Source organism: Lentzea alba (assembly GCF_047445655.1).
Lineage (GTDB): Bacteria > Actinomycetota > Actinomycetes > Mycobacteriales > Pseudonocardiaceae > Lentzea > Lentzea alba_A.
This window is the reverse complement of record NZ_JAJAEG010000018.1, coordinates 134558-147279: the sequence shown is the minus strand read 5'-3', so window position 1 is coordinate 147279 and position 12722 is coordinate 134558. Positions and strand designations below refer to the sequence as shown.

The window sequence follows — 12722 nt, the reverse complement described above, 5'->3', positions numbered from 1 at the left end:
CCAAATGACGCTCTCATGCCGTCCAACCATCGGGAGGCGGCATGAGACGCTCGATCGTGGTGGGTGCGGCGGTGACGATTGCCGCCGCCGGGGTGCTCCTGGTCGTCCTGCACGACGAGCCGGTCGTACCCGACGGCGCCGTGCGGGTCACGATGTCCGTCGACCGGTCCGCACTCGGTGGGCGGACCGAGACCTCCGCCCTCAACAGGGGCATCCCCGAAATCATCGCGGCGCTGAACTCGTTGCCGGGGAAAGCGCGTGGCGAAGGCTGCTTCCTGGCGCTGCGGCCCAGCTACCGGATGCGGTTCGAGTACCCGGACGGCTCCGACCGCACGGTCGTGTTCGACCTGAACTGCGCGTCGGTCAAGAGCCCCGACGCCGTGCGGTACGGGGACATCACCAAGGCGTTGGACGCCTACGCCCAGAACTACCGCGCTCAGGGTGGCACTCCGCCCGGCCCGCCGTGGTGATCAGAACAGGTGGAGATCGGTTCGGTGGCGTCCGAGTGAACTTTCCCGACGGACGGTGCTGATCGCGTCACCATGAGCACATGGAGTACGACCGCTACTGCGACCTGACGATGCGCGGCGGCACGACCAGCGGTGTCGTCTATCCGCTCGCTGTCGCATCGCTCGCGCGGCACTACGAGTTCAAGCAGATCGGTGGAGCGTCCGCGGGGGCGATCGCCGCGGCGTTCACGGCGGCCGCTGAGCGCGGTCGTGCTTCGGGTGGCTTCGAGAAGCTGGTCAAGCTGATCGACTGGTTCACGTCCGGCTCGGGTGCGGACCGGTGGCGGCTGGCGCAGCTGTTCCAGCCCACCGAGAAGACCCGTGCGCTGTACCGGTTCGTCGTGGCGACCATGCAGAAGCGGGAGACCACGGGCCGGACTGCCTTCTCGTGCCTGTTCTTCGCGTTGACCGGCGCCGTCGGGATGCGGGCGAAGTCCGTGCTGGCGCTGATGGCGTTGCTGTGGCTGGGCGGGCCTGTGCTGTTCTCGGCCTGGCTGGCGCCGTCGACGTATCCGGGGTGGATCGCGGCGCTGGTCGTGGTGCTCGCAATCGCTTGCCTGGTGATCGTGCTGTGGCCGTTGCGGTCGAGTTTGCCGTGGCCTGCCTGGGTGTTCGTCGCGGTACCACTTGTGCTGGGGTTGGCGTTCTCCCGGCACTACGCGACGGCGGCGATCGTGTTGCTGATCTGGCTGGTGCTCACCCTCGCCGCCGTCAGCGCGTTGACCATCACCTACGGGTATGCCATGCAGCAGTATCTGAAGCACAACGCGCGGTCCATCCACTTCGGACTCGTGCCGGGCACCGGTGACTTCACGCCGTCATGGCTCGATCGCCTCGCCGGTATTCCGAAGCCGACCGGGGTGCCGCCGTTGGCCGACTGGATCGCGGACCAGCTCGACGACCTGGCCGGGACCGAGCACGCGCTGACGTTCGGCGATCTCGGCGACATCAACCTGGTGCTGATGACGACCGACCTGTCCGAGGGACGGCCGTACCGGTTGCCGTTCAAGGAGAGTTGGCAGTACTGCGAGGAGTGTCTCGGGTACGTGTTGCCACGCCGGGTCGTCGAGCAGATGAACGGCCCCGAGACCGCGCAGAAGTGCCCGCAGCACGAGCACATGCCGTTGCGCTCACTGCCTCCGCGTGAGCAGCTTCCGGTCGTGCTCGCCGTGCGGATGAGCCTGTCGTTCCCCGGCCTGATCGCCGCCGTGCCGCTGTGCCGGGACGGGCGCGTGCACTGGTTCTCCGACGGTGGCATCACCAGCAACTTCCCGATCCACTTCTTCGACTCGCTGCTCCCCCGCTGGCCCACGTTCGGCCTGAGCCTGCAGCCGTACCCCAACGGCGACACCAACGAGGTCTGGCTGCCCGAGCAGGACGCCTCCGCAGAAGGCACGCCGTACTCGTCGCTGACCACCATGCCGCGGTTCCTGGTGTCCATTTTGAACACCTTCCTGGACTGGCGGGACACCATGCAGTCCGCGCTGCCCGGCTACCGCGGCCGCATCGCGCACGTGCGGCAGGCCGACGACGAGGGCGGCACGAACCTGTTCATGCCCCCGGCCACGATCAAGAAGCTGGCGTTGCGCGGTCAGCGAGCCGGAGACCTGTTGCGCGAACGGTTCGAGCAGCAGCAGAACACCGACCGCTACCGCTGGATCCGGCTGCGCATGGCGCTGCGCGAGTACCAGGAGCTCGGTGTGCAGGCGAGCGAGCGGGACGCGATGTACGAGGAGCTGCTCGACCGCTTCCAGATCCCCGAAGCGCTGCACGACTGGTTCCGCACGCCGCCCACGAACGGTGATCCGCACCAGGCCGAGATCGAGGTCGCACTGGACCACGTCGGTCGGCTGAAGGACGACGGGCCGTTCGACGGTGTGCCGCCGGTGGACCCGGATTTGCGGCTGACGCCACCGGAGTAAGAGAGCTAACCTGGGTTCATGACGCGATTTAGCCACCCCCGACCTGCGTGGGTGGCGCGCGCCTAGAACCTTCCCGTCGGTCGGGGGACTCCGCAATCAGGAACCCAGACCAGAAACGGGAAACCCCATGTACCGCACCGAAGAACTCGTGCACGCCCTGAACGTCCGCGACCTCACCGACCCCGCGCAGGGTCCGCACGCGATGCAACTCCTGATCGCCGACCTCAAAACAGCACTCGACAACCCGCAAGAGGTCCGCCACCACCCTCTCGTGCCGGTGGAGCACAACTACGAGCACCTCGGTTATCCCGCGGACGCGATCACCAGGGACGCCCGCTACACCAGGTACGTCAGCGAGACGTGCATGCTGCGCAGCCACACCACGGCGATGATCCCGCCTGCTCTCAAACACGCGACCCCGGACGTGACGCTGCTCTGCCCCGGCCTCGTCTACCGCCGCGACACGGTCGACCGCCTGCACACCGGCACCCCGCACCAGCTGGACCTCTGGCGGATCTCCGAACACCCGGAAGACCTCAACGACCTCATAGGCCGAGTCACGAACACCTTGCTCCCAGGCATGACCTACCGCACGATCGACGCGCAACACCCGTACACCACGCACGGCAAGCAGATCGACGTGTGGCACGACGGCCAGTGGGTCGAGATCGGCGAATGCGGACTAGCCGCGCGTCACGTCCTGAAACACCACCCGCACGGCCTCGCGATGGGTCTCGGGCTCGACCGAATCCTCATGCTGCGCAAGGGAATCCCGGACATTCGCCTGCTGCGCAACGATGATCCGCGCATCAAGCGCCAGATGCAGGACCTGAACCCGTACCGCGCGATCTCAAGGCACCCAGCCGCGATCAGGGACATCTCGATCATGGCGAACCGTCACGAGGACGCCGAGACGTTGGGCGATCAGATCCGCGCACTGGTACCGGAAGACGTGATCGAAGAGATCACGATCCTGAGCGAGACACCGGCAGAACACCTGCCGGAGCACGTTCAGCAACGGCTGGAAGCCAAGCCGGGCCAGAAGAACGTGCTCATCCGCGTGACGATGAGGGCGCCGGAACGCACCCTCACCGACCGCGAGACGAACGAGATCAGGGACCGCCTGCTTCAGGGCTTGCGGGCGACCGCGCCGTAGATGCCGGTGTGGTCCTCGGAGGAGTCCGGGCGCCAGTCGTTGACCGCGACCACGCCCGGCTCCAGCATCTCCAAGCCTTCGAAGAACCTGCTCACCTCGGCGTGTGAGCGCGCGGTGATCTGGTTGTCGGCGTTGCGGTAGACCTGCAGGATCCGATCCGCTTCCGCCTTCTGCTCCTCCGTGATGCCGTCCCTGGTGGCGTGCGTGATCACCAGGTACGAACCGGACGGAAGCGCCGCCACGTACTCGGCGACCGCCCCGTACGGGTTGTCGGAGTCGGGGACGAAGTGCAGGGCCGCGATGATCAGCACCGCGACCGGGCGGGAGAAGTCGAGGAGCTCGCGGGCGCCCGCCAGCACGGTGGAGGTCGCCCGCAGGTCGGCCAGCAGGGCGTGGGCGTGGTCGTTCTCGGCCAGCAGCGCGTTGCTGTGCGACACCGCGACCGGCTCCACGTCGACGTAGACCACGCGGGCGGACGGGTTGTCGTGCTGGGCGATCTCGTGGACGTTGCCCACGGTCGGGATGCCCGAGCCCAGGTCGAGGAACTGGTCGACGCCCTCGGCCACCAGGTGGCGGACGACGCGGCGCAGGAAGGAGCGGTTGGCCTGGGCGCTCTGCGCGACGCCGGGGAAGATCTGCTCCACCTGCTTGGCGGCAGCGCGGTCGGCTTCGAAGTTGTGCGAGCCGCCCAGGTAGTAGTCGTACATGCGCGCGACGCTCGGACGCGTGACGTCGACCGTGGCCGGCACCCACTTCAGCTCTTCCATCACGCGCGCATCCTTACTTGTGCGCCACACGGGTGTCCACCGCCACATGTGCGAACCGCCGTCGTGTCGCTCACGTGTCGGGACCATGCCCTCCACCACCGCGGAACGCCACGCCACGTTCCGCTTCCTCAGGGAACGCTCGCCGGTGCACTACGACGCCGACCTCGGCGGTTGGTGCATCACCCGTTACGACGACGTCCGCAAGGTCCTCGACATCGATCCAGGACATCTCGATCCACCACCCAGACGGGTGAGCCTCGCCGCCGCCGAAGCCGCCCGGCCCGCGATCTCGCGCCGCGCAGACGAACTGATCGACGCCGACGACGACACATTCGCGCAATCGCTTGCGGTCACGGCCGCCGAGGCGTTCGGCCTCCCCGACTTCACGGCCGCGGCGCTCGACGCCACGCGAGCGTTCCTGATCAACGCGTTGCAGGCGTTGCGAGAACACCCCGACCAGGCCGAGCTGCTCCGCAACGACCCGGCGCTCGCCCCGGACGCCGTCGAGGAGCTGCTGCGGTTCGACGCACCCGTCCCCATCGCGCTGCCCCGCCGGACGCACCGCCCGGTCGTGCTCAGCGGGCGTACGGTCGAGGCAGGTGAGGTGCTGCTGCCGGTCGTTGGCGCTGCCAACAGGTGCGCCGTCCGGTACCCCGGCGCGGACCGGCTGGACCTCCGCCGCAAGCCCGAGGGCGTGCTGGTCGCGTGCGAGACGAGCACTGCGATCGTGCGGGTCACCGGCGAGATCGCGCTGGTCGAACGCCTGAAGGCACCTGCTCGCTGACAGCGAACAGCAGAGGGGAACACCACCACGCTCCAGTTGGTTGAGCGGTAAAGACTCAACTTTGGAGGGTGACGAGATGGGCGAGACTCTGGCCCTGCCGGTACTGCCGCTGGACGACGTCGTGGTGCTGCCCGGCATGGTGGTGCCGATCCGCATCTCCGGTGCGGACGCGAGCGCCGAGGCCCGCGCGGCCGTAGACGCGGCCACGACCGCGGCAAATCATCAAGTGCTCCTGGTCCCACGGCTGGACGGGAAGTACGCAGCCGTGGGCACGTTGGCCGAGATCGAACAGGTCGGCCGTCTGCCCGGCGGCGAGCGCGCCGCCGTCGTGCGCGGCACCAAGCGCGTGCGCATCGGCACGGGCACCACGGGGCCGGGCGCGGCGCTGTGGGTGAACGCGACCGTCGCGGACGAGTCGCCGGTCACCGAGCGGACGCGGGAGCTCGCGAAGCAGTACCGCGCTCTCGTGACGAACATCCTGCAGACGCGCGGCGCGTGGCAGATGGTCGACTCGGTGCAGCAGATCAGCGACCCGTCGGCACTGGCCGACCTCGCCGGTTACGCCTCCTACCTCGACGAGAAGCAGAAGATCTGGCTGCTGGAGACGAGCGACGTCACCACCCGGCTGGAGAAACTGCTGGAGTGGGGCCAGGCGCACCTGACCGAGCTCGACGTCAACGAGACGATCGCCAAGGACGTCAAGGAAGGCGTCGAGAAGCAGCAGCGGGAGTTCCTGCTGCGCCAGCAGATGGCCGCGATCCGCAAGGAACTGGCCGAGCTCGACGGCAAGCCCGCCACCGAGCAGGAGGACTACCGGGCCCGCGTCGAAGCGGCCGAGCTGCCGGAGAAGGTCCTCAAGGCCGCGCTGGCCGAGGTCGACAAGCTGGAGCGCACCTCCGAGCAGTCGCCGGAGGTGGGCTGGATCCGGACGTGGCTCGACACCGTGCTCGAAATCCCGTGGAACGAGCGGACCGAGGACTCCTACGACATCAAGGCCGCGCGCGAGATCCTCGACGCGGACCACGCCGGCCTGGACGACGTGAAGCAGCGCATCACCGAGTACCTGGCCGTGCGCAAGCGCCGTGCCGACCGTGGCATGGGCGTTGTTGGTGGACGGCGTTCTGGCGCCGTGCTGGCACTGACGGGCCCTCCCGGCGTCGGCAAAACGTCGCTCGGTGAGTCCGTGGCGCGCGCGATGGGCCGCAAGTTCGTTCGTGTGGCGCTGGGTGGCGTGCGGGACGAGGCCGAGATCCGCGGTCACCGCCGCACGTACGTCGGCGCGCTGCCGGGCCGGATCGTCCGCGCGATCAGCGAGGCCGGTTCGATGAACCCGGTCGTGCTGCTCGACGAGATCGACAAGGTGGGCTCCGACTACCGCGGCGACCCCACGGCGGCGTTGCTCGAAGTACTCGACCCTGCGCAGAACCACACGTTCCGCGACCACTACCTGGAGGTCGAGCTCGACCTCTCGGACGTGGTGTTCCTCGCGACGGCGAACGTGCTGGAGTCGATCCCGGCGCCGCTGCTCGACCGCATGGAACTCGTGCAGCTCGACGGCTACACCGAGGACGAGAAGGTCACGATCGCCAGCGACCACCTGCTGCCGCGCCAGATCGAACGCGCCGGCCTCACCCCAGAGGACGTCACGTTCGACAAGCCCGCCCTGCACCAGCTGGCAGGCGAGTACACGCGGGAAGCCGGTGTGCGGCAACTGGAACGGGCCATCTCGCGCATCCTGCGCAAGGTGACCGCGAAGGTCGCCCTGGGTGACTCGGAGCTGCCGATCACGGTCGACCAGCCGTCGCTGAAGTCGTACCTGGGCAGTCCGAAGAACACGCCGGAGTCGGCCGAGCGCACCTCGGTTCCCGGTGTGGCAACGGGTCTGGCCGTCACGGGCGTCGGCGGCGACGTGCTGTTCATCGAAGCCTCGTTGGCCCCCAAGGACACCGGCGCGTCCGGCGTCACGCTGACGGGCCAGCTGGGTGACGTGATGAAGGAGTCCGCGCAGATCGCGTTGTCGTACCTGCGTTCGCACGACGACAAGGCGGCCACGCTGGAAGGCCGAGGCGTGCACATCCACGTCCCGGCGGGCGCGGTGCCGAAGGACGGCCCGTCCGCGGGCGTCACGATGACGACGGCACTGGCGTCGCTGCTGTCCGGCCGCCCGGTGCGCTCGGACGTGGCGATGACGGGCGAGATCTCGTTGACCGGCCGGGTTCTCCCGATCGGCGGCGTGAAGCAGAAGCTGCTCGCCGCGCACCGTGCGGGCATCACGACGGTGCTGCTGCCCCAGCGCAACGAGCCGGACCTGGACGACGTGCCGGAGTCGGTGCGCGAGCAGCTGACCGTGCACCTGGTCTCGGACGTGGCCGAGGTGCTGGAGCACGCGCTGTCGAAGGAGACCGCCGCAGTCGTTGCGGCGTAACGAAAAGACCCCTCGTGGGGGCGGTAGCGGCGACTACTGCCCCCACGAGGCTTTCCGTCTACTGGCCGACGTCGATGACGAGCCGGTTCGGACCCGTCAGCGTGAACACCCGGTGCCACGAGCTGGTGTTGCCGTAACCGACGGCAATCCCCAGCGTGGCCTCGAAGTCGCACGTGAGCGCGACCCCGCGGACGCTGGTCAGGCCAGGCGTCGGGAAGTTCCGCGACCCGGTGTAGGTCGGGTTCCCGGCGTCGTCGTGCGCGGCGGCGCCGATCAGCACGACCTCGAGAATCTCGTTGCCCGGCACGGCGATCGGGTTGCCGGAGCCGCAGTTCGCGACCCCGGTGACCTCTCTGACCCGGTGCTCGGTCGGCAGGCCGGACAAGTCCAGCACCACCCGGTCGAACCCGGCGTGCCGCCCGGTCCTGATGTCCGCCAGCGTCGGTGTGCTCTGCGCCGAAGCCACCGGCATGAACGTGAAGACCGTCAGCAACGCCAACAGCACTGCGGCAAGGCGCTTGTTCATCATTGCCCCCTCTCAGGGCGACTAGATGAACCTGTAGACGTGTGACCCAGGCCACAGTTGCTCGTTCTCAGTGACCGATGTCGATGACGACCCGATCCGGGTTGGTCAGCGTGAACACCCGATGCCACGAGTAGGTGTCGTCATAGCCGACCGCAACATCCAGCGTGCCTTCCCAGTCACACGTGATCGCGACACCCCGAACGTTCGCAAGCCCGGGCGTCTCGAAGAGCCGAGGCCCGGTGTACGTCGGGTTGCCGTTCTCATCGTGCGCGGCCGCCCCGATCAGCACGGTCAAGAGCACCTGGTTGCCCTTCACCGGAATCGGTTCGCCGGACGCGCAGTGCGACACGTCGGGACGCACCATCACCCGGTGCTCGGCAGGCTGGCCGGACATGTCCAGCACCACCCGGTCGAAATCGGCGTGCCGGCCGGTCCTGATGTCCGACAACGTGGGCGTGCTCTGCGCCGAAGCCGCCGGAGCCAGCGTGAAGACCGCCAACACCGCGAGCAGCACAGCCGCAATACGTCTGTTCATCCTGCTTCCCCCTCCTGAACTCCCCTTCAGTGCCCGATAAGACGCGTGACCGGGCTCACAGTTGCCTCAGCCCTGCCACACGTCGATGACAACCCGGTCGGGGTTCGTCAGCGTGTAGACCCGGTGCCACGAGTTCGGGTTGGTGTAACCGACCGCGATCCCGAGCGTCGCCTCGAAGTCACACGTGAGGGCAACACCCTTCACGTTGCTCAGGTTCGGCGTCGTGAAGTTCCGCGGTCCCTTGTACGTCGGCTGGTAGTTCTCGTCGTGCGCCGCAGCACCGTGGAACACCGACTCCAGGATCTCGTTGCCGGGCACGTTGATCGGGTTGCCAGGCCCGCAGTCCGTCACACCGGTGACCTCGCGAGACTGGAAGTCGCGCGGCAACCCGGTCATGTCGAGCACGATCCGCTCGAACCGGTCGTGCTTGCCGGTCCGGATGTCGTTGAGCTCAGCGGTCCCCTGCGCCGACGCGGCCGGGACATACGTGAACACCGCGAGCGCTGCGAACAGCACCGCGGCCAGACGCTTCTTCATTTGTCGCTCCCCAGTGAGCTTTCAGTGGTTGATCTCGACCACAACACGAGTCGGGTTGTCCTGCACCGAGACCCGGTACGGCGACCCCAACTTGGCGACCCCGATCCCGAACGCCAGGTGCGCCTCGAAGTCACACGTGTTCGTGACGCTCCGAACGTTCCCCAACCCAGGCGTCTCAAAGGCACGCGGCCCGGTGTAGCTGTGCGCGTTCGCACCCCACATGTTGACCTCGACGAACTCGGCCCCGGTGGCATCGATCGGCTTCCCGGACCCACAGCCCTCAAGCCCAGCAGCCCGCCCGTCCGTAACGGTCGGCCGCGCCCCCGCCAACTGGAACGTCACCCGGTCGAACCCGGCAAGCCGCTCAGTGGTGATGCCCGTGAGCTCCGTGCCTTCAGCAGCCTGAGCCACCGGCACCACGCTCACGGCCATGACCACCGCAGCGAGCACAGCAAGAAAACGCTTCATGTTCGGTCGTCCCCTCTCCGGCCGACCGGCCCCCACTACCCCAGAAAGTCCTCAAGCGGGACCGGCGTGAGTCCATCTTGCTTGGCCCGGTTCAAGAACGCCGTGAAATCCTCAACGAACGTTGTCCGGAAGTGCATCAGGACAACGTCCCCGGCCTTCAACTTGTCCCCCACCTGGAACTGCACCCGCCCGTCGTTGACCGCAGCAGTCCAGTTGACCAGCGCCTTGAACCCACAGCTGGCAGCAGCCTTGCGCGTGGTGGCGTCGTAGTTCCCGAACGGCGGCCGGAACAACGTCGGCCGCTTGCCGTAGTCCCCGGCCAGGAAATCCGCGTTGCCGCAGATCTCCTGCTTCTGGAACTCGAACCCCTTGCCGCTCAGGTTCGGGTGGTTCGTCGTGTGGCTGTGCACTGTCACCGGCAGCTGCTTGAAGTAGTCCTTGTGCCCCTCGGCGTACTTCGTGTTGAGGAACACCGACGGCCACACCCCGGCCTCGATCATCAGGTCACGAGCCTTCGGATGCTGCACCGCACCGTCATCGATCGTGATGAACACGTACGGCTTGTCCGTCGGAATGTGCGTCACAACCGGCACCATCCCGTCCACAACAGGCGGCGCCATCTGCTGCACGGTCCCGTACGTGTACGCAGGCTCGAACATCCGCTTGGGCCGTTCAGCAGTCGTCGTCGTAGGCACCGGCGACGAGGTCGTGAGAACGGGCCCACCGGGCTGCGCAGCAGGCGTCTCTCCGCACGAGACAACCCCGGCAACCAGCAAAAACGCAGCAAAAAGCCGCAACCTGGACATCGTATTTCCCCCTCTACGCGGAAGACGCCGCGCAGGCCTCCATGGTTGCACAGAGATAGGGTCGAACTGATCACAAAAAGGAGGAGTTCCATGAGCCTCGAGCGCCCAGTCGCTCCCGACCCCTACCAGCTGCTACCGCAGGTCGGCACGTTCACCGTCACCTCCACCGACGTGCGCGACGGCGAACAACTCCCCGACGCCCAGGTCTTCGAGGGCGGCAACACCTCACCCCAACTCTCCTGGTCAGGCTTCCCACCAGAAACCCGCAGTTTCGTGGTCACCTGCTACGACCCCGACGCCCCCACCCCCTCCGGCTTCTGGCACTGGCTGGCAGTGAACCTCCCCGCCGACATCACCTCATTGGACACCGGCGCAGGCACCTCCGACGCCACACTTCCGGGTGATGCCTTCCACGTCCGCTCCGACTTCGGCTCCAAAGCCTTCGGCGGCGCAGCCCCACCCAAGGGCGACCAGGTCCACCGCTACTACTTCGTCGTGCACGCGGTTGACGTCGACAAACTCGACGTGGACGGCGACGCCTCCCCCGCAGTGGTCAGCTTCAACCTCGCCTTCCACACCCTGGCCAGGGCAATCATCACCCCGACCTACCAGCACTGAGGCACGAGCGAGCTCACTCGAACGCGATGCCGAAGGCGAGCCGTCCTTCCCGAGCGGTCCCGGCGGTGGGGGTCCCGTCACGAGTCGCATGGATGCTGTCGCCATCCCTTGCGGCTCGTGACGGGACCCCCACCGCCCACACACCAACCAACGGACGCAAGCGCCTGCGGAACCGGCGGCCGCCCAACGCAACAGGCGTGCCATCAACCCCTACGGACCAGGCGCAATCCTCGTAAGCCCTCCGTAACAGCCACGACGGGAACACCACCCACCCTGAAATGGTTGGATCGAACCGTGAGGCACTTCGACCTGGTCATCATCGGCACCGGCTCCGGCAACTCCATCCCCAACGAGGCGATGGCAGGCTGGCAAATCGCCATCCTCGAAAAGGGAACCTTCGGCGGAACCTGCCTGAACGTGGGCTGCATCCCCACCAAGATGTTCGTCCACACGGCAGACCAAGCAGCCGCCCCGGCCAACGCCAAAAAACTAGGCGTAGACGCTCACCTGGACGCAGTCCACTGGCCAGCAATCAGGGACCGAATCTTCAACAGGATCGACCCGATCGCCGAAGGCGGCCGCAACTGGCGCGCCAACGAGAACGCGAACGTCACGGTCTACGAGGGCACCGCACGGTTCATCGACGCCCACACCATCGACACGGGAACCGGCGAAACGATCACCGCCGACCGAATCGTCGTCGCGGCCGGCAGCAGGCCGACGATCCCCGAGATCGCCGACATCGAGACCACCGGTTACCACACCAGCGACAGCATCATGCGCCTCGACCAACTCCCCGAGAGCCTGATCATCCTCGGCAGCGGCTTCATCGCCTCCGAGTTCGCTCACGTGTTCAGCAGCTTCGGCGTCAAGGTCACGATGATCGCCCGCTCGAACCTGTTGCTGCGGCACGAGGACCTGGAAATCGCCGAACGCTTCACCGAAATCGCCAAAACCAAGTGGGACGTCCGCCTCCAACGCAAAACGATCCGCGCGGAGAAGACCACCACCGGCGTCCGCCTGCACATGGAAGGCCCAGACGGCGCAGAAACCGTTGAGGCAGACCAACTCCTGATCGCTGTAGGCCGCCAGCCGAACACCGACCTGCTGGACGCCAAGAACGCCGACATCGACCTCCACGACGACGGCCGGATCAAGGTGGACGAGTACCAACGCACCAGCCAGAACCACATCCTGGCCCTGGGCGACATCAGCTCGGACTACCAGCTGAAGCACGTGGCCAACCACGAGGCAGAGATCGTCCAGCACAACCTGCTCAACCCGGACGCCCCCAAGCCCAGCGACCACCGCTTCGTCCCAGCAGCAGTCTTCTCCAGCCCCCAGATCGCCAGCGTCGGCCTGACCGAAGAAGAGGCCAAGGCACAAGGAATCCGCTACGTGACCGCGAGCCAGGCCTACGCCTCGATCGCCTACGGCTGGGCCATGGAAGACACCACGGGTTTCGCCAAGCTGATCGCCGACCCGGCAACGGGCCAACTCCTGGGAGCCCACATCATCGGCCCTCAAGCATCAACGGTGATCCAGCCCCTGATCCAGGCGATGAGCTTCGGCCTGGACGCGAAGTCCATGGCACAGGGCCAGTACTGGATCCACCCGGCGATGCCCGAGCTCGTGGAGAACGCTCTGCTGAACCTGCCGCTGGACTGAA

Annotated in this window: 13 protein-coding genes; 7 read left to right on the top strand and 6 right to left on the bottom strand. The window is 67.1% G+C overall.

Annotated features, from left to right (window positions below):
• Positions 1-41 precede the first annotated feature (41 nt).
• The 3 genes from LFM09_RS28880 to LFM09_RS28870 all read left to right on the top strand — a co-directional run bounded on the left by LFM09_RS28880 (position 42) and on the right by LFM09_RS28870 (position 3587).
• The gene (locus LFM09_RS28880; RefSeq protein ID WP_414099706.1) at positions 42-470 is read left to right on the top strand and encodes a hypothetical protein; all 429 of its coding nucleotides are present in this window, start codon (positions 42-44) and stop codon (positions 468-470) included.
• Between the two features lie 80 nt (positions 471-550).
• Complete coding sequence (locus LFM09_RS28875) at positions 551-2431, top strand: patatin (RefSeq protein ID WP_414099705.1); 1881 nt, start codon at positions 551-553, stop codon at positions 2429-2431.
• A 127-nt stretch (positions 2432-2558) separates the two neighbouring features.
• Positions 2559-3587 carry a hypothetical protein gene (locus tag LFM09_RS28870; protein ID WP_414099704.1) on the top strand — a complete coding sequence of 343 codons (1029 nt, stop codon included), beginning with the start codon at positions 2559-2561 and terminating at the stop codon, positions 3585-3587.
• Here the strand turns inward: LFM09_RS28870 and LFM09_RS28865 are convergent.
• Entirely contained in the window at positions 3560-4354 is a 795-nt protein-coding gene (locus LFM09_RS28865; protein ID WP_414099779.1) for an SAM-dependent methyltransferase, read from the bottom strand. The two genes, LFM09_RS28870 and LFM09_RS28865, sit on opposite strands and share 28 nt — an antisense overlap.
• Before the next feature lie 85 nt (positions 4355-4439).
• Between LFM09_RS28865 and LFM09_RS28860 the strand changes: the two genes are divergently transcribed.
• Both LFM09_RS28860 and lon read left to right on the top strand, forming a co-directional pair.
• Positions 4440-5138, top strand: coding sequence for a hypothetical protein (locus LFM09_RS28860; protein ID WP_414099703.1), 699 nt, complete (start codon positions 4440-4442; stop codon positions 5136-5138).
• 76 nt (positions 5139-5214) lie between these two features.
• Entirely contained in the window at positions 5215-7563 is a 2349-nt protein-coding gene (gene lon, locus LFM09_RS28855) for an endopeptidase La (RefSeq protein WP_414099702.1), read from the top strand.
• A 58-nt stretch (positions 7564-7621) separates the two neighbouring features.
• Here lon and LFM09_RS28850 read toward each other — a convergent pair whose 3' ends face one another.
• The 5 genes from LFM09_RS28850 to LFM09_RS28830 form a co-directional block, all read right to left on the bottom strand.
• Positions 7622-8089, bottom strand: coding sequence for a hypothetical protein (locus tag LFM09_RS28850; protein ID WP_414099701.1), 468 nt, complete (start codon positions 8087-8089; stop codon positions 7622-7624).
• 67 nt (positions 8090-8156) lie between these two features.
• Positions 8157-8624, bottom strand: a complete 468-nt coding sequence (locus LFM09_RS28845) for a hypothetical protein (RefSeq protein WP_414099700.1) — start codon at positions 8622-8624, stop codon at positions 8157-8159.
• 66 nt (positions 8625-8690) lie between these two features.
• Entirely contained in the window at positions 8691-9161 is a 471-nt protein-coding gene (locus LFM09_RS28840) for a hypothetical protein (RefSeq protein ID WP_414099699.1), read from the bottom strand.
• A gap of 21 nt (positions 9162-9182) precedes the next feature.
• On the bottom strand, positions 9183-9629 hold the full coding sequence (locus LFM09_RS28835; RefSeq protein WP_414099698.1) for a hypothetical protein: 447 nt from the start codon (positions 9627-9629) through the stop codon (positions 9183-9185).
• 35 nt (positions 9630-9664) lie between these two features.
• Positions 9665-10288, bottom strand: a complete 624-nt coding sequence (locus tag LFM09_RS28830; RefSeq protein WP_414099697.1) for a polysaccharide deacetylase family protein — start codon at positions 10286-10288, stop codon at positions 9665-9667.
• Between the two features lie 237 nt (positions 10289-10525).
• On the opposite strand from LFM09_RS28830, the gene LFM09_RS28825 reads away from it, so the two are divergent.
• Entirely contained in the window at positions 10526-11053 is a 528-nt protein-coding gene (locus LFM09_RS28825; RefSeq protein ID WP_414099696.1) for a YbhB/YbcL family Raf kinase inhibitor-like protein, read from the top strand.
• Between the two features lie 294 nt (positions 11054-11347).
• Positions 11348-12721: a mycothione reductase gene (locus LFM09_RS28820; RefSeq protein WP_414099778.1), complete on the top strand. Its 1374-nt coding sequence runs from the start codon at positions 11348-11350 to the stop codon at positions 12719-12721.
• Position 12722 lies beyond the last annotated feature (1 nt).